The sequence below is a fragment of the Fructilactobacillus sp. X2R5C3 genome (assembly GCF_059901325.1).
Window position 1 is genome coordinate 149,240 of the sequence record NZ_JBWXUY010000001.1, and the last position, 25,496, is coordinate 174,735.

Below are 25,496 nucleotides of genomic sequence, written 5' to 3' on the forward strand. Positions count from 1 at the left end.
CCTCCTAAAGTGTGTGAATGAATTTTTGAAACGCCGCGGTTCCCTGGTCATCAAGCTTGAAGACCCCGGCGTTTTCCAAGACGTGCATAAAGGTAATCCCGACTTCTTTGTCAATCACGTCCTGGACGTTGTCGGGATTGAGTTGGTAACTTTGTTTAATCTGATTGGCCCAGGCAACGTGATAATCCGCGATGTCGTTCGGCTGACCAAGTAGATACTTCTTGACCTCCGCCAATTCTGGTTTCAGACGAGCGGGCAAAATGGCCCGTCCCATCACTTCAATCAGGCCAATGTTTTCCTTCTTGATGTGCTGGTATTCGGCGTGGGGATGAAAAATCCCATCGGGATACTTCTTGGACGTCTGGTTATCACGCAAAACCACGTAGACCTCAAACTGCCCCTGCTTGTTCATGCGGACAATCGGGGTGACCGTGTGATGTGGTGTCCCGTTCGTTTCGGCACGGACGTCAACGGACGGGTCCGAATACTTGCGCCATTCATTTAAGATGTGGGTCGCAAAATCAATCAGTTCCTGTTTATCGGTCCCGGTCAGCCGAATCGTCGACATCGGCCAGTTTAGGACCTCGGCCTTAACGTCTGGATACTGGTCCAGGTCAAAGATGAACCGGGTCCGTGCTTTCATCATTGGGAAGGTGTGATAGCCGCCCTGGTAGTGTTCGTGACTCAGAATTGAACCACCCACGATTGGTAGGTCCGCGTTACTCCCCATAAAGTACGCAGGGAACATCGAAACAATTTCAGTTAGATTGAAAAACGTCTGCGCACTAATTTTCATCGGCTCGTGAACATCATCCAAAAAGATGCAGTGCTGATCAAAGTAGGAGTACGGTGAATACTGAAAGCCCCACGGTTTCCCGCCGACTAAAACATCAATGATGCGGTGATTAACCCGCACCGGAATTTGCGAATTACCGTAGTAACCCTCGGTTTGAGCGCACAGGTTACATTCGGGATAACCAAAGTGGGTGTTTTGACCGGCCTTGGCAATGTCCTTGGGGTCCTTCTCCGGTTTCGACAGGTTAATCGTGATTTCCAGATCCCCAAACTTGGTGTCAATGTCCCAGAGCAGGTTCTTCTTGATGCGAGCAGTTTTAATGTAGTTATTTTGTTGACTTAAATTGTAAAAATAGTTTGTAGCCAGGTCGGGAGCTTGCTGATACAGGTTCCAGAACTTGTCGTTGACGACGCTTGGAAGCGGGGTATAGAGATTAGTCAGTTCCGCCTCTAACAGTTCACGGTTTTTGAGGGTATCGTCAATTTGACCATTCTTAACGGCCACGTTGATTAACTGGTCGACCGTTGCCAATAATTGGTCAGGTAAGTTCGGATTGGACCCGTTCTTTTCACCAACCAGATGGTAAAGATAATTTATGAGATACGTGCGATCCGTTGGTCGGTATGTTTGTCCGGTATCGATGACCTGGTCCGCATAGTGTTCAACGAGATTTTCCATGTTGTTCACCTCACCTAAATCTGGATTTCTTTCGGGCCATCCGAGATGTTGGCGATGTAGAAGTCAGCGTCGTAGCCGAACCGGTAGTTGTAGGTGTCACCAACGTTTTTGGTGAAGCTTGCGACTTGGTCGGATGGAACAATCGCAATCGCACACCCACCGAAGCCAGCACCGATCATTCGTGATCCAACGGCACCGTTCTTCCAAGCTTCATGAACTAGCGTATCCAAGTTCGGACCAGTGACTTCGTAGTCGTATTCAAGGGAAATGTGAGATGCGTTCACCAGTCGACCAAATTCAGCAATAGCGTTGTTACGTAAAGCCTTCACGGCTCTCAAGGTTCGTTGATTTTCAGAAACGGCATGACGGGCTCGTTTCAACAACGTTGCGTCATTAATGGTGTAGGTGTACTCGTCGAATTCATCATTTGACATGGCACCAAACGAAGAGAAGTCGGCCACTTTGTTGACGAGTTTTAAGGCGTCCTCACACTGTTGGCGGCGCTCGTTGTACTTGGAATCTTTGAGGCCCCGTTTCTTGTTGGTGTTCATAATGACGATTTTGTCGTTGCCGAGTTTAATCGGAACGAACTCGCTCTTCATCGTGTTGGTATCGAGCAGAATGGCCGTGTCTTTTTTGCCCATCTCAACGGCGTACTGGTCCATGATGCCGGAGTTGACGCCAATGTCGGTGTTTTCCACGTGTTGTCCAAGTTTGGCTAGTTCTGGTCCGGAGAAGACATCGTTAAACTGGTCGTTTAAAATCTTGCCAAACAACATTTCAATGGAAGCAGAGGATGATAGTCCTGACTCATCCGGTAAAGTGCCATAAATTAGAATGTTGAAACCATGATCCAGCTTGTGACCCTTGTCGGCAAAGGCCTTAAACATGCCTTTGGGGTAGTTAATCCAGCCATCATCGTGGTTAATTGTTAGGTCGTCGATTTGAAACGAGTTGACTCCCGTATCCGGGAAGTTCTCCGAATAGATGTTGACCTGTTTGTCGTTACTCGGAGTCACCACGGCGTACGTTCCGAGGCTAATGGCACACGGGAAGACGTGACCACCGTTGTAATCGGTGTGCTCGCCAATTAGGTTGATTCGGCCGGGCGCGAAATACGCCTTGGTCGGTTCCTGTGAATACAAGTCTTGAAATTTATCCTTTAAATTACTAATAATTTTGTTAGTTGAAGTTATTTTCTCGGTCATTTAAAACATCTCCTTAGAAATCATTTCATTTGTAGTGATTTCTATTTTGAGAGTAAGCGTTTTCATATGGTAAGTCAAGATTTTTTATCTTATAAAATAAATTGTGTAAAATAAATCTAATTGTTAATTTGTTGCACATGTAAGCGCTTTACATAATCAGACATCTTGTTATACTTGAACTGTGATCACAATATATTCGTTAAAAAGTAATAAATGAATTAATAGGAGGATCGTTATGGATAGTTCTAAATCTACTGACAAACTTAAGAAGAATACACTTCCTAAGTTGAGTTTGTATACGATTTTTGCGATGACATTTGGCTTTTTTGGGGTCAATATGGCATTCTCGCTTCAAAGCTCACAAATGGGACGAATCTTTCAGACCATTGGTGCGGATCCAACTAAGCTAGGTTTCTTCTTCCTTTTACCACCTTTGGCTGGAATGATTGTGCAACCATTGATTGGTAAGTATTCAGATATAACTTGGAATCGGTTTGGTAGACGAATGCCATATTTATTAGTAGGTGCTCCAATTGCAGCAATTGTGCTGATATTGTTACCAAATGCTGGTTCATTTGGGTTTGGTTACGGATCACTTGCAGCTCTTTTATTTGGTGCAATTACGATTGCCATGATGGATGTTTCATCAAATGCATGTATGCAGCCATTTAAGATGATTGTTGGTGACATGGTTAATGAAGACCAAAAGGATTTGGCATGGTCATGGCAACAGTCCTTCTCAAACTTAGGTGGAGTATTTGCAACTTTACTGCCATTCGTCTTAACGGCGCTTGGAATTTCAAACGTAGCACCTAAGGGAGTGGTTCCATTATCGGTTAAGATTGCGTTTTATACTGCCGCAGCCGTTCTACTAATCACAGCTTTATACACCGTTATGTCAGTTCATGAGTACAGTCCAACCGTCTACGCTAAGTATCATGGCATTGATGTCAATGCACAAAAGACGAAGAGTAGTTTAATTAAATTATTAAAGACGGCGCCTCGTCCATTCTGGGAAGTCTCGTTTGTCCAATTCTTTAGTTGGTTTGCTTTTCAATACTTATGGACATATGGAACTGGTTCAATTGCTAAGACTATTTGGCACGTGACCGATCCATCGTCAGCCGCATATCAAGCAGCTGGAAACTGGTTTGGAATTCTGTCAGGAGTTGAAGCATTAGCAGCCGCTATCTTCGGATTCTTAGTCTTGTCACGGACGAAACCCAATTCACGTAAAATGTGGTATCGGATTGGATTGTTTGCTGGTGGGGTTGGCTTTGTTTGGTTGGCATTTATTCATTCTCAAGCTCTTTCAGTTGTTGCTTTTGTTTTAATTGGAATTGCCTTTCTTGCCATGCAGTCTGAATCACTGTCAATCGTGACTGAGGCTTTGAACGGTGAGGATGAGGGTGCCTACTTAGGCCTCTTTAATATCAGTATTTGCATGCCTCAGATCATTGCTTCACTAGTTAGTTTCGCCATTTTCCCGCTTATTGGAAAATCAATGCCTGGCATGATTTTGGTTGCTGGAATTATGATGTTATTAGGAGTGATAGCCGTTAGTGCTATTCACGTTAAACCAATTGAAAGTAAAAAATAATTTTAAATTTTAGTTGAGGAGTTAGTTATGAAAAATAAACAATGGTGGAAAAATGCAGTCGTTTATCAAGTCTATCCCCAAAGCTTTCAGGACAGTAATGGAGACGGAGTTGGAGATTTAGACGGGATCAGAGAACGACTTCTGTACATTAAAAAATTAGGTGCCAACGTGATTTGGTTGAACCCAATTTACGTCTCACCCGAAGTTGATAACGGTTATGATATTGCTGATTATCGGAAAATTAATCCTAAATACGGTGATATGGAATCGTTTAATGAGTTACTTGATGCAGCCCATGATTTAGACATTAAGATCGTGATGGATTTGGTGGTTAACCATACTTCGACCGATAATAAGTGGTTTAAGGAAAGTGAAAAGTCTAAAGATAATCCATACCGTGATTATTATTTCTGGCGTGATCCAGTTGATAGTTGTAAACCTAACGATTGGGGCTCCTTCTTTACGGGTTCGGCTTGGAAATACGATCCTAAAACTGGCCAGTACTACCTGCACTTCTTTGCCGATGAACAAGCGGATTTGAATTGGGATAATCCCAAGGTTAGAGGAGAGGTCAAAAACATCATGCGTTTTTGGCTTGATAAAGGAGTCGATGGCTTCCGAATGGACGTCATCAACATGATTTCTAAACCAAAGGGCTTACCAGATGCACCTAAACTTAAAAATGCTAAATACGCTGAACCAGCAAAAGACGTGTTAAATGGACCTAATCTGAATCAATACTTAAAAGAATTAAATCGCGACGTGCTCTCTCATTATGACGTGATGACTGTTGGTGAAATGCCTTCATCAACCCCTGATGAAGCGTTGGAATACACTGGTTTTAATTCTCATGAATTAAACATGGTCTTCCAATTCGATCACGTAGGATTGTCACCAAATCCTGACAAACGTTTGGACAAATGGAACGACCAACCCGTTAAATTAGCCGAGTTGAAGCAAGTCTTTAATAACTGGGAAACCAAGCTAAACGGTAAGGGATGGAACAGTCTTTACTGGAGTAATCATGACCAACCTCGTGCTGTGAGTCGGTTTGCGACCGATGATCCCAAGTATCGGATCTTGGCTGCCAAAATGCTTGGTACCACACTCCACATGATGCAAGGAACTCCTTACATTTTTGAAGGTGAAGAACTCGGGATGACGAACGCTCACAAAGAAGATTTGAGTCAGTATGAAGATATTGAATCACTGAACGCTTACGATCAATTTGTCAATAAAGATAAGTTGGTATCGCCAACGAAAATGATGAGTTACTTAGCTAATATCTCACGGGATAATGCGAGAACGCCAATGCAATGGGATACTTCTAAAAACGCTGGATTTACTACGGGGAAACCTTGGTTTGCTGTTAACGAGAATTACCATGAAATTAACGCAGCCGATGAAGTTGATGATCCAGACTCAGTCTTCACTTATTACCATGACCTAATTAAGTTACGGAAGGATAATCCAATTATTATCGAGGGAGACTTTGAATTGTTGGATTCTGACGACGACCAAGTTTTTGCGTACAAGCGACACTATAATGGACAGACATTACTCGTTGAAAGTAACTTTACTGGTCAAAAATTGAGTCGTAATTATGAGGTTCCAGTTGGCGTTAAGGAATTGATTGGAAACTACAATGATGACATTGAAGGTCAGTTACGTCCTTACGAAACAAAAGTTTATTTAAGTAAATAAAAACCGGGCTCATCAAACCATACCTTGATGGGCCTGTTTTTAACGGAAGTTTAGTTGAGAGGTGGAAATTATGAAAAACAAGCAATGGTGGAAAAATGCAGTGGTATATCAGGTCTATCCACAGAGTTTTCAGGATAGTAATGGTGATGGAGTCGGTGATTTAAATGGTATTAGAGAACGGTTGCCGTACATTAAAAAATTAGGTGCCAACGTGATTTGGCTTAATCCAATCTATGAATCACCAGAAGAAGATAATGGTTATGATATCGCCGATTATCGCAAAATTAATCCGAAGTACGGCGACATGGAGTCATTTCAAAAATTGTTAGACCGGGCTCATGAATTGGGAATTAAAATTGTGATGGATTTAGTTGTTAATCACACGTCTGATCAAAACAAGTGGTTTAAGGAAAGTCGGAAGTCCAAAGACAATCCGTATCGTGATTATTACTACTGGAAAGATCCGGTTGACGGACATGAACCGAATAATTGGGGTTCGTTCTTTAGTGGTCCAGCGTGGAAATACGATAAAACCACTGGTCAATACTACCTGCATCTCTTTGCGGACGGCCAACCCGATTTGAACTGGGAGAACCCCAAAGTTAGAGAAGAAGTTAAAAGTCTGATGAAGTTTTGGTTGGATAAGGGGGTTGATGGTTTTCGAATGGACGCCATTAACCTGATTTCAAAACCAGTGGGATTGCCTGATGTAGATAAGGCTAAAAACGCCATGTATGGTGCACCAGGCCAAGATGTCTTTAATGGTCCGAAGCTGAATCAATACTTAAGAGAATTAAATCAAGATGTTCTCTCTCATTATGACGTGATGACTGTCGGCGAAATGTCGAGCATTAACCCCAAACAAGCCATTGAATACACTGGCTTTAACGCGCACGAGTTGAACATGGTTTTCCAGTTCCAGCACGTTGAATTGTCGCCTAACCCTGATCCAAGACTGGGAAAGTGGAACGACCAGCCAATTAAGTTAACTGAACTAAAGCAAGTCTTTAATAACTGGCAAACGAAGTTAAATGGTAAAGGGTGGAATTCACTTTACTGGAGTAATCATGACCAACCCCGTGCCGTGAGTCGGTTTGCGACTGATGATCCCAAATATCGTGTTTTGGCTGCCAAAATGCTTGGCACCACGCTTCATATGATGCAAGGAACGCCATACATCTTTGAAGGTGAAGAACTTGGTATGACTAATGCTCACAAAGAAGACTTGAGTCAGTACGAAGATATTGAAACAATTAATGCCTATGACCAATTTGTCAAAAAAGAGAAGATTGTTTCTCCAACTAAAATGATGAGTTATCTGGCTCATATGTCTCGTGATAATGCGAGAACGCCGATGCAGTGGGATGATTCAAAAAACGCTGGCTTTACCACTGGTAAACCGTGGTTTGCGGTTAACTCGAATTACAAAGAAATCAACGCTAAGAATGAGGTTGATGATCCAAACTCCGTCTTTGCCTACTATCAGAAGTTAATTGAACTACGAAAGAATAATCCGATTATCATTGAAGGGGACTTTGAGCTACTAGACCCAGAAGATGAGGAAGTCTTTGCCTACAAGCGTCATTATCAAGGAGAAACTTTGTTGGTTATCAGTAATTTCACTGATCACGAGGTAGAACGTGACTATGGTGTACCTGATGGTGCGGAAGAATTGATTGGAAATTACGTCGATAATGCTGGTAAAAAGTTGAGGGCTTATGAGAGTAAAGTGTATAAAGTGAAATAATAATATGTATAAAAATAGAGTAATACAGATATTTAAATATCTGTATTACTCTATTTATTTTGTACCATTATTGTTAACTGGAAATGTTTTTATGATCATATCTGCCAAATGTTCACCTCTGGAACTAATTTCTTCGGATGTCCATTTATTGTTTGCTGCAATATTCTTATTTGCTGTAATTAAACTATTTTCTTTAATTCTACTATTTCTATATATATTCTTTTTGCAGATAAAATCATTATTGCTTGCATCTATATTGTCTTCGTTTATAGTAGCTTCTTGTATTTTTTTTGACATTTTTAATGGATTTCCCAGTATTTATTTCATATTCATTATTATGATTTATATTTTCCCTGACACAATGATTCAAACTATTCATATTATTTTTATAATGCCATCCATCATGAAATACAATATTTCTAACTGAAAATGTTCTAATTGTCTTTAGAATTTCATTAACTTTTGTAATATTGCTTGAAGTAATTATAATAGATAATATTAGAGGGTAATAGGCTTTGAATCCTAATATATATAAGTCTGTTGATAAATTCATATAATTGATGATGTTTTGTAGATCTAAGTTAACTTTGTTATTCATACATTCTTCAAAATCCAATCTGCATTTTTTTAAGTATATTACTTTTTTACAATTGCAAAACTTAATATTATTTCTAATTTTTTATTTATCTATATTAGGTTCATAGTTTGTTATTATTAAATGACTAACATTTCTATCATTTCTATTTTTGAAATTAACACTATATTTTTTATTAAAACCACTTACATATATTTTTGATCCATTAGCAGTTTTTTTATTTTCAGTGTATAAGGATTTGATTTGTTTAGTAGATTTTATTACTATCATCCAATTAGCATGCGCCTTATTTATTAAATAATTAGCCAATCTTTTTTGTTCTTTGCTATCGAAGGAAGAATTATCATAATTTGAAAATGTTGTATCATAAGGTGGATCAAGAAATATGAAATCATTATTTTTTAGATTATAATTATTTAAAAATTCCTCAAAGTCTAAACTTTGTAGGTCAGTTTTATTAAGTAGGGATTTAAAATTTATTTCTTTGTAATTTTTTATATGATCCCCGATGTTTATATTATTATATGTTTTTCCTCCATATGGAACATTAAAATTTCCATTTTTAGAATATCTAAACATAGAGCTATATGCATATTGTCTAATGAATAAAAAATAAGCAGATTTTTTTAAGTTATTAATTTTAAACTTTTCAAAATTATTATATATATATCTGTACTGTACATATATAGATGACTTAAAGGCCGTATGAATTATACTTTTTAAATCCCTTTCTGTAACAGTAACTCCCTCAATTCTTTTTTTTGCTATGAAGTTTGCCTTTCTATGAATTGATTTAGATAAATCATTAAAAAAATAATCTGGATAATCCATTAAATTTGCAAATGCTCGCAAAATATTATTGCGATTTGTATTAATAAAAGTATTTATGAAGCTCATATCATCTGTATTTTTAACACTATTATTAAACATGGTCATAATAGTTGAAAAATTATTATTTACATAATTGGTGGATTTAATCCATATTGATGACATAGTACTAAGTTCATTGAAAAATTCTTGGTTGTTAACTTTGATTGCCCTGTAACTGTTCATTAAATCCAATGATTTATCGTTTATAAAGTATGAATTATTTACTAATCTCATATTTGCAATTTTGATGTAAACAGAACCTGCACCAACAAATGGTTCATAATAATTGTTTATATTTTCTGGGAAAAAAGGTGTGAATTTATCTAATTCTCTTATTTTTCCCCCTGGATATTTAACTAATTGTTTTATCATTCTAAACTTCTTTCTGAATTAGATGAGAGTTAAACTAAACTTTTGTTTTCAGATTTCCAATCAGAAATCATTTTTTTAATATTTTTTGTCCATAAACTATAATTTTCAATATCTTTGGTAGATGATGCAATTTTTTTGACTAAATCCCCAAAAGAATAGATATCTAAATTGTTTTTATAACAATAATCTAGCACATCAACAAACTGATCAATTGTCATGGGAACAATAGGCAATTTTTGATTAATCCACGAAGTTTTATTTAAAATAAAAAATTGCCATAATGTTCTAATATTAATTTCTTTACATATAAACAAACCAATTACATTTTTCCCGGTTCCTTTATTTTCACTTATTTTACTAACAACGTGAGATACAACTGATGATGCCTCGTGTTCCCATTGCTGGATTCCGGGCATTAGTGATACCTCTGAAACCATTACAGTATTATCGTATTTTGCCTCAATATCTGGTGTATTTCCTCTACCTGGGGCAGTTGATCTAGGTGTTAAATCTGGATCCATTTTAAAATTATGTTTGACATAATCAGTATGCTTATTAGGCAAAGATACTAGTGCTCTCCAAGTATTAGCTTCTAGCCATAGAGGTGCATCATCTTTACCATTTTTTATATCTTTAAATTCTTGTATTATATTATTTCTTTCTTCTGGCTTTTTAGACTCGATTTTTATATAGTTTATTTCCTTATCTTCATAAAGCACGTCAGTTAATTTAGTTTCTATATCTTTAATTCGTGTAATTGATGTGTTCATGTTTTCTATTTCTTTTTTATAATTGTTAAGTTCAGATAGACTCATTCTAGATTGTGGCGTTATTTCTAACGCATTTTGTGCAAGTTTTAAGTCTTGTTTAACAATTTTTATTCTTTTCTGTTTATCATCCCATGGGAGATGTATATTTCCAACTTGTCCAAACCATTGTTGATTTTTTTCTGATCCAGTTTTTTGAACTTCTTTAGGTAAATTAAAATTAAAATTAGAAGTTAGCATATCAACCTTAGCTCTGCAGTAACTTATAACTTTAATTCTTGTTGCTGTCCCTCTTCCTGACAATTCGAACATACGTGTATAAGTTAATGATCTACATAGTGCATCAGTGAAGTCTTCATGTATACTTTTTAATTTAGTATCAGTAATTTCTCCAAAGTATTTTACCCACACTCTTTTTAAAATACTATTTACGTCACTCTTTATATTTTTGTTTGGTAGTTTATTATATTCTCTCCTGAACTCATCAATTGCTTTATATGAATCACTAACATCAGAATCATGTATGACTCCAAATATAAATGTTAGTTCATTACGAGATAATCCAGTTACTTTATATCTTTTAATATTTTTTAGAAAAGTTTTAAGGGGAAAAACTCCTTCTTCTTCTTTATTAACCTTTACATACATTTTAATGAGCTGAATTAAAAAATCCTCACTTGTCATGTCACCATTAATCATTCGATTTCCAACTGGAGTCAGTTTAGCATTATTATTTATTAATCCGTATTGCATGGCAGTTGTAAATCGTTGTCTAATATAAGATTCTTTATCTGCATTATTTCCTTGTATGCCATTAATAAATTCTTTTTTAGAGTAGTTTGTAATTGTTTTATCAGGAACATCAGAGTCTTTTGTCATATCATAAAGGATCTTACGTCTTGTTGGATAAATGTAAGTTTTTGGAAGTATTTGAGGATTTGGATTTAGTTCACGAAAGTAATAATCTTCGTTTTCATATTTTTTGAAGTAAGGCAAAGAATCGCTTAATACCTTTATTGATCTGGGAGATGTTCGCCAATGAATAGATGTTCTACCTTTTTTCATCATTATTCCTCCATAATAAGTTTAATACATGCTTTTAATAGAATTATATCATTAGTGAGGAATGCCTATAATTTTACAAGAATAATTTATTGATTTTAGCTAAGTAAATATTGTATTTTTTATATCTAGTAGTAATGATATTAAAATTTAGTTTATAATATATAGTAACTTTTAATTTATGGGTATTAAAAGGTTATAATTAATAACTATGACAACTGTATTTCTATAAATCATTGTAGTGAGTTAAATTTACTATTAGTATCTTTTAAGTCAATTAATAGTAATACAGACTCCCAATTTACTATGTAAGTTGAAAGCTTCCTATTTACATGCGATGGAAGAATTGAATTGACATCAACCGCAAATTCATTCCTAATTTTTCTTTTCACTGGTTCGCATAAGCTTAGTGGTAATTCATTTAATTCCATAAGTTTATCTCCTTTAATTAATTACTATAGATATATACTGAATTATTTGTAATTTTGTTTATAAAATTTGATTTTTAATCATTTCATACGAAAAAGAACGTGATCTATTATTAGATCACGTTCTTTTTTTATAGTTAATACTTAGATATTTTTCAAAACTAAAAATAAATCATTCTACTTCACATTTACGTGCTAAAATATATGTTATCAAATATGATAAAAATTATTTATAAATAATATCTAGAGATTTTAAAACTAGTGACATCTCATGAGGTGATGGAACCAACGATGATAGAAATACTCTTTTGGTAAAGAAATGTAGACATAATTTGAAATATTAAATTATCGATCACTTCAATTCAGACATCTAACAAATTCCAAAAAAGACATGTTCTTATAGTAAATACAAGTACATGTCTTAAAATACTATGTTGCTTTTCTTAACGAAAACAATACTCTAAGGAAAATATTATTTGCTTCTTTGATCCTTAAGCCATTTACCTAATACAAGGAAGCTGAGAAGAGAAAGTAACATTCCACCGATCATACTTAAAACATTGTTAGTGCGGTGACCAATTTGTGGTAATTTACCTTTTTTCGAAGTATTAGTTTGAGTGGACTTTTTGGTTTGAGGTTCATAAGGAATAATTGGTTGTTTTTACATAATTATTTCATCAAGATGTTGTTGGTCTGCTTTACGATTGTAAAATTAGTTATTCAATCGACGAAGATGAAATCAGATTAACTATAAACTAATTTTTGAAATATTAACTAATACGTCAGTAACTTTCTTCATTGATTCTAATACTGCAAATTCGTACCTACCATGTGCGTTTTCACTTCCATTAGTTAAGTTAGGAGTGGGCAAACCTTTAAAAGTAATTTTAGATCCGTCTGTTCCACCACGAAATGGAATAATTTTTGGCTTAAGACCAGCATCTTTGGTCGCTCTTTCGGCTCTTTTAACGATTTCTGGATCAATTAGTTTCTTCATATTATAGTATTGGTCGTGAAAAGTGATCTGTACTCGGTTTCTTCCGTATTTGTTATTCAATTGATTGGCAATTTCTTTTAGATGATTTTTCTTTTTATTAAAAGCAGTTTTATCAAAATCTCTAATAATATAGTTGATATGTGCAACATCTGGGTTGGCTTTAAAATCGGTTGCAAAATAAAATCCTTGTCTTCCATCCGTAACATCAGGGCGTTGTGATAAAGGAATTTGATTGTCAAACTCGATTGCTAATTGAATTGCACTGACCATTTTTCCCTTTGCATGTGAGGGATGGACATTAGTCCCATTAATTTTGATATTAGCTTCTGCCGCGTTAAAAGTTTCATCGTTAATTTCGCCAGCAGCTCCTGTATCAAGAGTATATGCGATGTCGGCTCCAAAATCCTTTGGATTAAAATGATCGGCACCTTTACCAATTTCTTCGTCTGGTCCAAATCCAACTAAAATGTCACCATGCTTAGCTTCTGGATGCCTTTGAAGATAATCAATCATGCTCATAATTTCTGCAATACCAGCTTTATCGTCGGCACCTAACAACGTTGAACCATCAGTAGTAATGATGGTATCGCCAATGTAATTTTTTAGGTTCGGAAATTCGTCCAGGTTTAGTTGATATGTTTGGTTTAGATTAATATTTTTACCTTGATAATTCTTTTGTATACGTGGGTGAATATTTTCGCCATTAAAGTCAGCTGTATCAACGTGAGCAATGAAGCCGATTTTTGGAACAGCTTTGGTAGTATTTCTAGGTAGAGTAGCAAATAAGTAACTTCCATCACTAAAATGAACGTTGGTTAGCTTTTTGTTATTTAGTTGTTTTGCGAGTTTTTTAAGGAACTCTGTTTGGCCAATGGTAGTGGGAATGCTATTTTTAGAAGAATCAGATCTCGTATTAATTTTTACATAATTGAGAAAATCATTTAATAATTCTGGATATTTTTGCATTTCCTAAACCTCCGTTATTTTAAATTAATGTCCCATGCTGGAATTTCAACTTTTCCGTATAGTTTGTTTAATAATTTTTTAGTTTTTTGGGTTTGATAAGCTTTTACATATTCTTTATAGTACTTGTTATTTCGTTGATCTTTATTTGCTGCAATGATGTTAATCCATTTGGCAGAAATTTTGTTGATTGGTTCAACGTAGATGGCCTTATTTGGATCTAATCCAGCACTTTGAGCAAAATTACCAAGGACATATGAGGCAGCTACATCAGGTAATGTTCTTGGTGCCTGATTGGCATCGATTTCTTCAATTTTTAATTTTTTGGGATTACTCTTGATATCTTTTACATTGACCAGACTCTTATTTGGATCGAGTTTGATTAGACCAGCACTTTGGAGAATGTAGAGACCACGAGATTCGTTAGTTGCATCATTTGGAATCGTGATGGTTGATCCTGGTTTGATGTCTTTGAGATTTTTTAAATGGTTAGAATAAATCCGACCTTGTCCAATAAAAGTTTTTCCAATTGGAACGATATTACCGTGATTGCCTTTATTCCAAGCATTAAGGAAAGCACTGTGTTGAAATGAATTAAGATCAACTTCATGTTCAGCTAATGCACGGTTAGGTTGCGAGTAATCAGTGAACTTCTTATAAACGACATGTAAGCCATATTTTTCTTTTGCTGTTTTAGCAACTGATTGATAAATCTGGTCATCCTTTTTGGATCCATTCATGATGCCAACTGTAATGGTTTTCTTTTTGTTAGTAGCACTTGTGTTATGAAAAAAACTAAAATAAGCTGCCAACACCACTAAAACAACGATAATTCCTAAAATAATGTACTTGGTTCTTCTCTTCATGATTCTACCTCCCCAAATGTGAATTAATATATTTCAATAACCAAATAAAAAAGCAGCCGTCCTAATAAAAGGACGACTGCTAATCGTGTTACCACCTTAGTTTGCTAGATTCTTTTGGATCTAACCTCAGTAAGTTGCACCAGGGAAACCCAGTATAACTTTGTACTGATATCGGATACAAGACCGTTATTAGCTAATCAATTTCACTAATAAGTTCAAACCCAGTCCATATTCCAAATCTCAATTTGATTCCCTTTCATCACCCGGGAACTCTCTATACAAATTTTCAATCTGTACTCAACTGGTAAATATTATTTGTTTAGTTATTGTTGCCAAGTACTATAATTTTAATTTGAATCATTGTCAACTATTATATTTATTTTTTTCTAATTTTTTCCAGCACTGGGAATAAAATCTAAGGAGATAATCTCACTTTTTTGGTATACACATTATTTAATTATCTCTCTTCCCATTACTTTCCCAGACTTTTCACTTTGTCTAAAATCTTTCCTTTGCTTTTCATCTAGTCCATCTAGATACCATGTTCCTTCAAATGGATTGCGATGTTTAGGTGTTAGTTTTAAAGAGCCATCACTTTCTTTTCTGATGTCAAAGTCTGTCCCTTCAGGATAGTTAAATCGTTTTGGAATCGTAATTACACTTTTATTTCCAACTTTTCTAAGTTTCATTAGTAATTCCTCCTTCAAGAGTTTGTATAATAACGATTTTACCTAGCACTCCAATCCTCAGTGAGCTATGCTTAAACTGTAATGATTATTCATTAACATTAATTACTCAACTTTAATCAGGAGGGGTCCATGAAAAAGCAAAAGTATTTCATCGTTACTGGGGTATTGATACTGTTAGTGATGGTCTTAGCTGGTGTTGGATTTGCCGCATTGTACCATGCTCATGAGAAGCCGGCCAGTAAAGGCATGAGTATGGCCAGTTTTCCTGCGAAGTTCCGTGGGACTTGGTACTCATATTCGACTAAAACCAATCAATACAGCGTTATCCGCAACACAAAAAGGACGAGTTCAGCGACTATTTATGATGTCGATTCCAAACCAGATACATATCGTGTCACGATTCATCAAACCAAGTATCAGCCTCATTTTAAGGAAATTGGCAATCGCACTAAGCTAAACAGTAGTTACATCAAAAAGACCGAAAATTGGTCGTTATTACGCAACATGAGTTACATTCCGTGGCAATCAGGTCCAAAGGGAAGGGCGGCCACCGTTAATCTTTACGGTTGGACTCAATCAACTGGTGATGGAATTTACCTCCAGGAACGACGCCAAAAAGTCGACGATTATCACGTTGACATGCTGACGTTCGTCAATAACGGGGTGAATCCGATCGTTGACATGAACGAGGGTGGTCATTTCTATCGCAGTAAGCAACTGGCGCAGAAGTTAGCTGGTCGCAAGTACCATCGTGAGTTTCGGTACGTTAAAGACTACTAAATTATTTCAGTAGATTACTTAAGTCTTCCCATCCGCATCCACCTGAAGTCGGACCGTGATAGTTAGAATTTCCACCATCCTGACAGCCAAACAAGTTATTTACCAGTCTGGATATTTTTTCCTCCAGACTTCTGATTTTGTATGAATACTCCTCCTGTTTCTTGATAAAAGGAAAAGAGCCGTCCAGATAAATCGGGGTGACGATGTCGTTAAAGTACAGTTCCAGGCGGTCGTCGCCCTTGCGAATCACGTGATTGAGGTTGTGATAGGCGACCCACGACGTGTTGCGCTTGCAGTGGTCAATTGCTTTTAAGCGCAGGAGTTGGATGTCATTTCGGACGTACGGGATGTTCTTGTTAATCTGACAGTGACTTGCCAGGGTTTTGATTTTCGCAAGGGACAAATGGTTCTTTTGCCACAGCTCCTTCATTAAGACGTTGGTGGTTTGCTTCACGAGCGTAAAGCCTGAGACACGGTCAACAACGAGGGAATCAAATTGGTTGTGAGCGTCCTTTAAATTGATGAGCAATAGGACCGAGTCCCAGTTAATGGCGTAAGTGGTCAGTTTCCGGTTCACCTGTGACGGTAAAATCGAGTTGATGTCGACCGCGAACTCGTTGCGCATCTTTCGCTTAAGTGGTTCAGATAGATTCAGTGGTAATTCATTTAGTTCCATAATATTTCTCCTTTTTTGTTCATTCATTATTAGATACGGACTTTAAGGAGAAACTTTTCATTAATTTCGATTATTTAAAATAAAATACAATTAACACGATTAAAAAATAAGCCCTAGTGATAATCACTAGGGCTTATTAGTGTTTCAATGTGTGAAAGATTATTTGAGGTATTTACGGCGCTTGTCAGCCAATCCCAAGATCCCCATCAGAGCGCTGAGAAGTCCGACGACTGACAACCAAGTGGTATTTGATTGGCCGGTTTGAGGAAGGGTCACGTTTGAAATTCCCTGCTTCTGGCTCGTCAGCTTATCAACCTTGACGGATTGACGATAAACAAGCGGTGAGGTTGTCAAATGATTGCCGGCTTGTTTACTGATGCGATATTTAACTTCGGTTAATGGGGTTACGCTGGACGTGTTGGTCTGGGCGCTTTCAGGACGAACTGTTGCCGTGTGGTTGATGTAAGCTGCCCGTGGTTTCGTGGTCCGCTGGGCGCGGTCAATGGCGTGGTTAATGATTTGAGCGTGCGCCTTTTTGGTCGTGTTTTGATCACTAGCTTGATTAGCAGCTTGCTCGTCATGAGCCAGTGCGGCCTGGTCCTTTGCCAGGTCACTCTTAGCTTTGTCCAAAGCGGCTTGATCGGCGGCCGCTTGTTTTTCGAGGTCGGATAACTTCGCCTGATCGTTGGCTAGTTTGGCCTTGGCGTTCGCTAAGTTATTGGCTTCATTTTGGTAATTAATCAGTTGTTTCTGTAAAGCGGCCAGTTTTGCTTGGTCATCTTGCAGTTGTTTTTCTGCTTGTTCAAGGGCCTTTTGTTTATTGATGAGGTCTTGGGTGGCCTTGTCTAAGTCACTTTGGGCTTGTTCGTTTGCGGTCGTTGCTTTCTGCAACTGGTTTTGATCGTTATGGAGTTGGTTGGTGTCGTTTGCGACCCGCTGTTTGGCCTGAGCTAACTTGTTCTGTAGGCCAGGAAGGGCAGCGTTGTTGTGGTCGATGGTTTGTTGCTGCTGAGCAATCTGTTTGTTTAAGTCGTTGATTTCGGTCTTGGCCTTGTGAATGTTAGCGGACCATTGGGCTGGATTATACTGGGTAACTTGCTTTTCGTCGTTACCTAATTGATTGGTCAGACGTCCCAGCTTGTTTTGTGAGTTTTCTAGCGTTTGTTGGGCACGTTTGATTGCTCCTTGACAGTCCGAGATTAATTCGAGCGTGTCAGCGATTTGGCGTTCCAGTGTTTCGGGAGTCACGATACCTGTATCAGTTACACTAAACTTAGTCGAATCCTGAATTTGACTTGGGCTAATCAAGACCAAGTGAACTTGACCATAGTTATCAACGCCGATGCCAAGGTACTTGTCATTATTGACGTTTCCGGTCTGCGGGTCGAGACCTAAAAGACTCATCTCGTGGGCATCCGATGCCTTACCGTCATTAAACAGCAAGTTCATAATTATACTGTAAAGTTTGGAGTAGATGGTATCCATGGTGGTGTAATTGTCAAAGGTCATGTCACCAGGGGTAACGATTTCATAACCGTCCGCTCCGGGGTAAACTTTCAGCCCATACTTGGCTGCCAAGTTGTTGATGGCGTTGACGTCATAACCATTTTTGTTACTAATGTTCCAATCATCTTGGTTATAAGCGTTCATCAAGTTGTCAATAAAGTAGTCCATACTATAACCACCGATTGCAATGTCCGTGGTACCAAACTGTTTGTGGATTTGATTAATGAGCCATTGGACGTATTCTGTCATTTCGAGTTTTTGATTATTGGTGAATTGCGGGGTTTCCTGGCCATTACTGTTAGTCCCAACCTGGACATAATCCTGTTTCGCAATGTCACTTGGTTGATAGTGGTTGGCGGCCATTGCCGCATTATCAAACTGGTTGAACCAGTCGGATGCGTTTTCGTTTGGATGTTGTTGCTTCCATTGCTGAAAACCCTGTAAGGTCATGCCAGCGGGAATGTGAATGCTTTGCTCAAAGGCACTCTCGGACTGTTTCTCGTCGTTTAAGGTACTTTGCGCATCACTAAGGGTCGAGTTCCACGAACTAATGTCGTCTTGCGCATTACTAATTGCTTGGTTCGTTTTGTTGACGGCATCTTGGTCGTGTTTAACGTTGTTTTCGGCCTCGTCATGCTTTTTCTTGGTGGCGGCCTGCCACTTGTCTAGGTTGTCAAGCGTGGTCTGAGTATCCGCTTTTTGTTGTTCAGCTTGTTCTTGTTTTTGCTGGGCGTCCTTGGTGCTCTGTTCGTTGTTGTCAACGGCACTTTGCGCCTGATTTTGGGCGTCAGTATCGTGGTTTAACTGATTCTGGTCGTTGTTAACGTCATTTTGGGCTTGGTTTTGATCCTGTTGAGTATTATCAGCGTTCTTCTCATCTTTCTCCACGGTCGCCTGGGCGTCATTTTCGGCTTTTTGATCGTTATCAACTTGACTTTGGTCCTTTTTAATGTCGTTATCGGTCTGATTAATTTGGTCCTGAGTCTTTTTGATGTTTTCGGGAGTGGCATCGGCCGCTTCTTTTTGGGCCTGGTCAACGGCAGCTTGGTCCTTATTCACCACACCCTGTTGATTACTTATGGCTTGAGAGTCAGAGTCGACGTTCTTTTGGTCGGTGTCTACAACCGTCTTGTCATGGTTGACCTGGTTTTGATCAGTTGAGACGGCATTAGACGTGCCATTTTGTTGACTAGTGGGTTGCGTCTGGACGTTTGCACTAGCAGCATTGTTGAATACTCCCACTGCAAACACTCCCGACGCTACCAAAGCGCTTCTAGTAGTAATCCTTAGCCAACGTTTATGTAGCCTTACTGGATTCACATGCGACTGATGACTATCATCTTTTGATACCTTACAATTATCATATTTAATAAATTTACTCATAACATAAGTCCTTTCTGCTTATAAATTATTTTGCATAATTGATAATACTATAAGGAATTTTATAATACAATTGTTTTAAGTAAAAAATGATAATTATGTGAGTTGGTCTTATTTCAATAAATAAAAACCAGCGCGTAAAGCGCTGGTTTAATCATATTCAGTTTGGAGTTAGATGAGCCACCAAATAATTAAAGCGATGATGAAGACGATTAAGGCTAATCCGAGCCAGTCTTTATACGTTGGCCGATGTGGTGTCATCGTGATGGTTATGTGCTTGCCAATTTTCCATTCTCTAGTTTTCATGTCATACCCTCCTATATGTAGTTGATGATAGTGTGTTATACTAAAAATGTAGTAAGGAGCGAGCGCAAATCGCTCCCTATGGTTGACTATTTAATACTAAAGACAAATGTGAGACTTAGAGAAGGCAATTTGAAGCTGATTTCAAATGCCGTTAATCTAAGTCTTTTGTTGTTTTTAGAGGCCATAGTCATCACCCCTTACTACATTTACTACAATACACTAGTATGGAAGTATTTAAAACACTTTTTCTATTTCATTGTATATAATGATAAATTAATTTATTTCTGATGATAAAAACGCTTTACTTTCTCAACAATTCCCGTTTTTTCCGTTCAAACTCTTCTCTAGTAATAATTTCATCGTCCATTAACTTTTTGAACTTGCGAATCTCATCTGCTTCTGAAACGGGTCCGTGGTCTGTTTCCTTGGAAAAGAAGGTAGTGAGGGTACTCGTCAGCATCCCCACAAAGCTAATCCCGACCAACATCAAAACGACGGCAATTCCCTTGCCAATCTCGGTCTTAGGACTAATATCACCGTAACCAACGGTCGTGGTGGTCGCAATTGCCCACCAGATCGAGTTAGTGAGCGACGTGTTTTCGACGATGGAGTAGAGGCCGGCTGACAGCAAGATAATAATCGTACATATGAGTAATAGGTAAATAAAGCCGTTGGTTTTAAGAAACCGTTCGATTCGTTCTTTGAATTTGCCAAGGACACCCGCGACCCTGAAAAGTCGGAAGATGCGGGTTAATTGGGTTACCCGAGAGATTTTGAAGAAGGATAAGCCGTACCCAAACGGAATGATTGCGAGTAAATCAAACAGATGAGTTTTTACGTACTGCCATTTTGGTTTGGCAAGCAAGAGGCCACCGAAGTAGTCGACGGTGAAAATGACCCAGATGGCATCGTCAATTGCCACGTATGGTTCAGCGTCAAGATTAAGCTTATTTAAGAACTGAAGAACGGTCAGCACAATGGAGATAATTGCTAATAAGATAATCATCGCATCGTAGGTATTTCTGATAGTTGGTTTAGTCACGTTCACATCACCCATCACATAGTATATATTTATTTTACCAGTCCTTAGGATCGTTTATAACAACTTCAAAAGGGTTCACTACCAAAAATGATAGTGAACTCTTTTTGTTTTTGTTCTCATATTTGAATTGCTAATAATGTTGTGATACATCAATTTTTATTATGGAATAAAAATTATAATTAGAGAAATAATGCATGAGACGGCGATTATAATCGAACAATTATTATTAAATTATTATTGAAATTACATAATTATTTTTCACAAATTGCTTATAATCAATGATAAAAGTTACAAATATTATGTTATGTAACATATATTTTAGGATTCTTTAATGTTATCAAATTACGCTAATGATTGTCACTCTACGTATTACTTCTCTTATTATTTTAATTGTTTAAGATTACTTCGTGAATTTTGTTCAATTAACGTTATCCTTGTGAAGTGTTAGAAGTATTAATTAATTGCTTAATTACCGCTGTATCTTAATTACCGTGATTATAATTGTTATTACTTCACAAAGTGTGTTTTAAGGAATGGGAGGAATTTTTATGTTAAGTAATCCAAAGAAACATTTTAAAATGTATAAAGCGGGAAAACGATGGATGGTCGCAGGGCTGGTGACCTTCGCCACTGTTGGTGGTTTAGCTATCGGAGCCAGTGCTGATACTACTGCTCAACCAGCTGCAAATAATGTGAAAACAGAAGCACAAATTGGAAATAGCGGTACCAATATCAACGCTACTGAACCAAATCAAACAACTAATAATCAAACTAAGGTTGATGCAGTTCCAGCTGTTAATGCACAGAAGCAAGACGACCAATTGGACCAATCAACAAGTAATAGTGGCACTCAAACAGATCCACAAACCGCGCAAAAGAGTGATGATCCTCAAGCAAAACAAGCTGTTAATACTGGACAAAGTCAAAGTAACAACGACCAACCAGCTGTTGCTCAAAAACAAAGTGACCAAAAAAATGATGGTCAATCGAGTGTTCAATCTGCTAAACAGGACCAGGCTCAGACGATTAAGCAAATAACTGAAGCACAAAATCCTCAGTCCAACAAATCACAAGTAACTGATCCAAAGACTAACAATCAAGCTACCGATAATCAGGATGTGAAGAAGCAAACTAATCCTATTAAACCAGACCAACCACGAAAAGTTGAAACGAACCAGAATAAAGCGGTCGTTGCTCCAACAAATTCGGAACAAAATGCCACTAAAAAGTCTGATGACCAAGCTAATGTACCAACTATTAACCCTCAAAATAACCAAGCTGTTCAATTTAACGCTGAACCCGTCAAAAACGTTCAGTTGGCTGACCAGACACAGCAGGGGACATGGGGAACCGCAAAGTATGTTTATGATGCCAAAACTGGGACCCTTTCATTTAATGATGGTGGAGATTTAGAGAAATCAGGTGCTCTTGATAATTGGCTACAACACAATTTTACGCAAGTTAAGCATGTTGTCTTTAATTCTAAAGTAAAGGTTGATGACGCTACTAGTCTTTTTAACCAATGGAGTGGGGTTCAAGATTATACTAATCTTTATAATCTTGATACTTCCACGTGTACTAGTTTTACTAACATGTTTTTAGACAATCACTCGTTAGTATCCGTTGATTTAACTGGAATGAATACCAGTAGTGCAACTCAAATGGACGCTATGTTTTTTACTGATGTAGGTTTTGATGGTATTAGAGGTTCTAAACTTCAGTATGTAAACCTTGGAGGCATTGATACTTCGCATGTAACTAATTTTTCTTCCATGTTTAATAATGACCAAGTTTTAACTCAAATTGATGGTTTAGATAAATTAAATACTAGTTCAGCTACAAATATGGATAGCATGTTTAGATCAGATTATCTGCTTACTAGTCTGGATGTTAGCAATTTTGATACTAGTAATGTTACGAAGATGTCATATATGTTCTGCGGTATGGTGTATGCTCTTAACATTAATGGGTTACAAAATTTCAACACTAGTAAAGTAACCGACATGAGTTACATGTTTAATGGTGACCAAAGTATCACAGACCTAAGTGGAATTTATAATTGGGATACTAGTAAAGTGCAGAACATGGATGATATGTTTCAATATGATAATCTTAATTTAACGAAGTTAGATCTTCATAACTGGAATACTGATAACGTTACTTCAATGAAAGAGATGTTTGCGAACTGTTTCAACCTTCAAAGTTTGGATCTTTCCAGCTTTGATACTCAGAAGGCTGATACTACTGACATGCTTGCAAACGATAGCAGTTTAAGTGAGCTCAAGTTAGGAAATAAAACTAAGTTATCGGATTCTAACTTGCACAACGTTCCTAGTCAATACGCTGGTTGGGTTCAAGTCGACGCCAATGGCCACGTGATTCCTGGTCAGAATGCCTTATCTTCAGATGAATTAACCAACGGTGAAGCTCATCCCGGAACATGGGTTTGGGGTAATCCAGTGAAAGACGAATCCTCAATTCATGCTCAGGGAATTACTATTTACGCTGGTGATGCTGTTCCAACCAACGCTGCAGCTTATAACGCTGGGGCTACCAATGAAGATGGCACCAAAGCTACCATTACCAAAATCGATACTTCAAAAGTTAATAATCAGGTTCCCGGACAAAACCCAGTCACCATCACGGCCTCCAATGGTCAAAGCATGACGGTTACGGTCACTGTTTTAGCCAATCAAGCCAACATTACTGCCCATGGCATCACCATTTACGCTGGTGACAGTGTTCCAACTGATGCCGCAGCTTACGGTGCCACTGCAACTAATGAAGATGGAACTCCCGCAAAGATTACCAAGATTGATACTTCGAAAGTTAATAACCAAGTGCCCGGACAATACCAAGTTGCGATTTCTGCTTCCAACGGTAAAACCTTCTTTGTTCCGGTAACGGTTTTGGTTAATCAAGCTAACATTACCGCTCATGGCATTTCAATCTATGCCGGCGACGATGTACCAACCAATGCCGCAGCTTACGGTGCCAGTGCAACTAACGAAGATGGTACCAAAGCAACGATTACCAAGATTGATACTTCGAAAGTTAACAACCAGGTACCCGGACAATATCAAGTTGCCATTACCGCATCAAATGGCAAGACCTTCTATGTCCCAGTAACGGTTCTAGCAAATCAAGCTAACATCACTGCCCATGGTATTTCCATCTATGCTGGCGATAACGTCCCAACCGATGCAGCAGCTTACGGTGCCAGTGCGACTAACGAAGACGGCACTAAAGCCACGATTACCAAAATTGATACATCAAAAGTTAACAATCAGGTACCCGGACAGTATCAAGTTGCCATTAGTGCTTCAAATGGTAAGACCTTCTTTGTTCCGGTCACTGTCTTAGCAAATCAGGCTAACATTACCGCTCATGGTATTTCCATTTACGCTGGCGACGATGTTCCAACTAACGCTGCTGCCTACGGTGCAAGCGCTACTAATGAAGACGGCACTAAAGCCACGATTACTAAAATTGATACTTCCAAAGTTAATAACCAAGTACCTGGACAGTATCAAGTTGCTATTAGTGCTTCTAATGGCAAAACCTTCTTTGTTCCAGTAACAGTTTTAGCTAACCAAACCAACATTACCGCTCATGGAATTACCATCTATACTGGTGACAACGTTCCTACTGACGCCGCAGCGTATGGAGCTACTGCCACAAACGAAGACGGCACACCCGCAACAATTACTAAAGTGGATACTTCCAAGGTTAACAATCAGGTACCGGGTCAGTACCAGGTTGCCATTTCGGCCTCAAACGGAAAGACCTTCTATGTACCAGTAACAGTTTTGTCTAAGAACGCTACCAACCCTGACCAACCTGGAAACAACGGTAGTGGTAACCAACCATCTAATCCAGAAAATCCTGATAATAATGGTGGAAACAACAGTGGAAATGGTGAAAACCCAAGTACGCCAAATAACCAAGGTGGAAATGGAAACGGTGGTAGTCAAGTTGCTCCCAATCAACCAACAAATAACGCTGGATCGTCGGTAACTCCAGACAATCATGGTGACCACGTTTCAAAGCCTTCTGATCAAATTCCATCAGTTCCTGGTAACGAAGGTCAGAGTTCAACTGCTGCTAATCAGTCAACAAATCAGACTAGTGAGATCGCCAATGGAGGTAAGCAAACAACCACTTCTACTTCACTAAATAATCAAAATCAACCTTTAAACACTAATGCTGGTCATCAAATGACCATGAAGCCCCAAGGTGAGCAAGCTTCTCAGGCAACTAATCAATCCAACCAAAAGAGCGTTAAGAAAAACAAGCACGTTTTACCACAAACTGGGCAAAAGACTGCTACTTTCTTAGAACTCATTGGACTAGGCTTCATTGGTTCTGCTTTAGCTTTGGCTCTTCGTGATTTAAAACACCGCGTTAAATAAAAATAGATAAATTTTAAGCCACTATCATTTGATAGTGGCTTTTTTAGAATCT

Annotated in this window: 17 protein-coding genes and 1 other annotated feature; of the genes, 5 read left to right on the forward strand and 12 right to left on the reverse strand. The window is 38.0% G+C overall.

Annotation, left to right across the window (positions count from 1 at the left end; translation table 11 throughout):
* Positions 1–4: 4 nt before the first annotated feature.
* Positions 5–1,474, reverse strand: coding sequence for a UDP-glucose--hexose-1-phosphate uridylyltransferase (gene galT, locus AC6UDE_RS00735; RefSeq protein WP_500696290.1), 1,470 nt, complete (start codon positions 1,472–1,474; stop codon positions 5–7).
* A 14-nt stretch (positions 1,475–1,488) separates the two neighbouring features.
* On the reverse strand, positions 1,489–2,682 hold the full coding sequence (locus tag AC6UDE_RS00740; RefSeq protein ID WP_500696291.1) for a galactokinase: 1,194 nt from the start codon (positions 2,680–2,682) through the stop codon (positions 1,489–1,491).
* Positions 2,683–2,917: 235 nt separating this feature from the next.
* Here AC6UDE_RS00740 and AC6UDE_RS00745 point away from each other — a divergent pair, with 235 nt between their 5' ends.
* The 3 genes from AC6UDE_RS00745 to AC6UDE_RS00755 all read left to right on the forward strand — a co-directional run bounded on the left by AC6UDE_RS00745 (position 2,918) and on the right by AC6UDE_RS00755 (position 7,733).
* Positions 2,918–4,282, forward strand: coding sequence for an SLC45 family MFS transporter (locus AC6UDE_RS00745; RefSeq protein WP_500696292.1), 1,365 nt, complete (start codon positions 2,918–2,920; stop codon positions 4,280–4,282).
* Positions 4,283–4,309: 27 nt separating this feature from the next.
* Complete coding sequence (locus AC6UDE_RS00750; RefSeq protein WP_500696293.1) at positions 4,310–5,986, forward strand: glycoside hydrolase family 13 protein; 1,677 nt, start codon at positions 4,310–4,312, stop codon at positions 5,984–5,986.
* Between the two features lie 70 nt (positions 5,987–6,056).
* A complete protein-coding gene (locus AC6UDE_RS00755; protein WP_500696294.1) occupies positions 6,057–7,733 on the forward strand; it encodes a glycoside hydrolase family 13 protein in 1,677 nt (558 codons plus the stop codon).
* Between the two features lie 54 nt (positions 7,734–7,787).
* On the opposite strand, the gene AC6UDE_RS00760 is transcribed toward AC6UDE_RS00755, so the two are convergent.
* The 6 genes from AC6UDE_RS00760 to mazE all read right to left on the reverse strand — a co-directional run bounded on the left by AC6UDE_RS00760 (position 7,788) and on the right by mazE (position 15,342).
* Positions 7,788–8,030, reverse strand: a complete 243-nt coding sequence (locus AC6UDE_RS00760; RefSeq protein WP_500696295.1) for a GmrSD restriction endonuclease domain-containing protein — start codon at positions 8,028–8,030, stop codon at positions 7,788–7,790.
* Between the two features lie 382 nt (positions 8,031–8,412).
* Positions 8,413–9,570, reverse strand: a complete 1,158-nt coding sequence (locus tag AC6UDE_RS00765) for a DNA adenine methylase (protein WP_500696296.1) — start codon at positions 9,568–9,570, stop codon at positions 8,413–8,415.
* Positions 9,571–9,599: 29 nt separating this feature from the next.
* Positions 9,600–11,402: an AlwI family type II restriction endonuclease gene (locus tag AC6UDE_RS00770; protein ID WP_500696297.1), complete on the reverse strand. Its 1,803-nt coding sequence runs from the start codon at positions 11,400–11,402 to the stop codon at positions 9,600–9,602.
* 1,173 nt (positions 11,403–12,575) lie between these two features.
* Entirely contained in the window at positions 12,576–13,790 is a 1,215-nt protein-coding gene (gene pepT, locus AC6UDE_RS00775) for a peptidase T (RefSeq protein WP_500696298.1), read from the reverse strand.
* A gap of 14 nt (positions 13,791–13,804) precedes the next feature.
* Positions 13,805–14,653: a MetQ/NlpA family ABC transporter substrate-binding protein gene (locus tag AC6UDE_RS00780; RefSeq protein WP_500696299.1), complete on the reverse strand. Its 849-nt coding sequence runs from the start codon at positions 14,651–14,653 to the stop codon at positions 13,805–13,807.
* A gap of 65 nt (positions 14,654–14,718) precedes the next feature.
* Positions 14,719–14,971 (reverse strand) — a binding site (T-box leader).
* 131 nt (positions 14,972–15,102) lie between these two features.
* Positions 15,103–15,342: a type II toxin-antitoxin system PemI/MazE family antitoxin gene (gene mazE, locus AC6UDE_RS00785; protein ID WP_500696300.1), complete on the reverse strand. Its 240-nt coding sequence runs from the start codon at positions 15,340–15,342 to the stop codon at positions 15,103–15,105.
* A 129-nt stretch (positions 15,343–15,471) separates the two neighbouring features.
* On the opposite strand from mazE, the gene AC6UDE_RS00790 reads away from it, so the two are divergent.
* Positions 15,472–16,122: a hypothetical protein gene (locus tag AC6UDE_RS00790; protein ID WP_500696301.1), complete on the forward strand. Its 651-nt coding sequence runs from the start codon at positions 15,472–15,474 to the stop codon at positions 16,120–16,122.
* A gap of 1 nt (position 16,123) precedes the next feature.
* Here the strand turns inward: AC6UDE_RS00790 and AC6UDE_RS00795 are convergent, their stop codons facing one another.
* From AC6UDE_RS00795 to AC6UDE_RS00810, 4 genes are all read right to left on the reverse strand, one after another.
* A complete protein-coding gene (locus AC6UDE_RS00795; protein ID WP_500696302.1) occupies positions 16,124–16,798 on the reverse strand; it encodes a hypothetical protein in 675 nt (224 codons plus the stop codon).
* 159 nt (positions 16,799–16,957) lie between these two features.
* Positions 16,958–19,687 carry an SEC10/PgrA surface exclusion domain-containing protein gene (locus tag AC6UDE_RS00800; protein WP_500696303.1) on the reverse strand — a complete coding sequence of 910 codons (2,730 nt, stop codon included), beginning with the start codon at positions 19,685–19,687 and terminating at the stop codon, positions 16,958–16,960.
* Between the two features lie 168 nt (positions 19,688–19,855).
* Entirely contained in the window at positions 19,856–19,990 is a 135-nt protein-coding gene (locus AC6UDE_RS00805) for a hypothetical protein (protein WP_500696304.1), read from the reverse strand.
* Between the two features lie 301 nt (positions 19,991–20,291).
* A complete protein-coding gene (locus tag AC6UDE_RS00810; RefSeq protein ID WP_500696305.1) occupies positions 20,292–21,032 on the reverse strand; it encodes an ion channel in 741 nt (246 codons plus the stop codon).
* Between the two features lie 548 nt (positions 21,033–21,580).
* Between AC6UDE_RS00810 and AC6UDE_RS00815 the strand changes: the two genes are divergently transcribed.
* A complete protein-coding gene (locus AC6UDE_RS00815; RefSeq protein WP_500696306.1) occupies positions 21,581–25,444 on the forward strand; it encodes a BspA family leucine-rich repeat surface protein in 3,864 nt (1,287 codons plus the stop codon).
* Positions 25,445–25,496: the final 52 nt, after the last annotated feature.

Coding starts and splice junctions, on each gene's coding strand:
- galT (WP_500696290.1), bottom strand. CDS start 1,474: ATGGAAAATCTCGTTGAACACTATGCGGACCAGGTCATCGATACCGGA.
- AC6UDE_RS00740 (WP_500696291.1), bottom strand. CDS start 2,682: ATGACCGAGAAAATAACTTCAACTAACAAAATTATTAGTAATTTAAAG.
- AC6UDE_RS00745 (WP_500696292.1), top strand. CDS start 2,918: ATGGATAGTTCTAAATCTACTGACAAACTTAAGAAGAATACACTTCCT.
- AC6UDE_RS00750 (WP_500696293.1), top strand. CDS start 4,310: ATGAAAAATAAACAATGGTGGAAAAATGCAGTCGTTTATCAAGTCTAT.
- AC6UDE_RS00755 (WP_500696294.1), top strand. CDS start 6,057: ATGAAAAACAAGCAATGGTGGAAAAATGCAGTGGTATATCAGGTCTAT.
- AC6UDE_RS00760 (WP_500696295.1), bottom strand. CDS start 8,030: ATGTCAAAAAAAATACAAGAAGCTACTATAAACGAAGACAATATAGAT.
- AC6UDE_RS00765 (WP_500696296.1), bottom strand. CDS start 9,570: ATGATAAAACAATTAGTTAAATATCCAGGGGGAAAAATAAGAGAATTA.
- AC6UDE_RS00770 (WP_500696297.1), bottom strand. CDS start 11,402: ATGAAAAAAGGTAGAACATCTATTCATTGGCGAACATCTCCCAGATCA.
- pepT (WP_500696298.1), bottom strand. CDS start 13,790: ATGCAAAAATATCCAGAATTATTAAATGATTTTCTCAATTATGTAAAA.
- AC6UDE_RS00780 (WP_500696299.1), bottom strand. CDS start 14,653: ATGAAGAGAAGAACCAAGTACATTATTTTAGGAATTATCGTTGTTTTA.
- mazE (WP_500696300.1), bottom strand. CDS start 15,342: ATGAAACTTAGAAAAGTTGGAAATAAAAGTGTAATTACGATTCCAAAA.
- AC6UDE_RS00790 (WP_500696301.1), top strand. CDS start 15,472: ATGAAAAAGCAAAAGTATTTCATCGTTACTGGGGTATTGATACTGTTA.
- AC6UDE_RS00795 (WP_500696302.1), bottom strand. CDS start 16,798: ATGGAACTAAATGAATTACCACTGAATCTATCTGAACCACTTAAGCGA.
- AC6UDE_RS00800 (WP_500696303.1), bottom strand. CDS start 19,687: ATGAGTAAATTTATTAAATATGATAATTGTAAGGTATCAAAAGATGAT.
- AC6UDE_RS00805 (WP_500696304.1), bottom strand. CDS start 19,990: ATGAAAACTAGAGAATGGAAAATTGGCAAGCACATAACCATCACGATG.
- AC6UDE_RS00815 (WP_500696306.1), top strand. CDS start 21,581: ATGTTAAGTAATCCAAAGAAACATTTTAAAATGTATAAAGCGGGAAAA.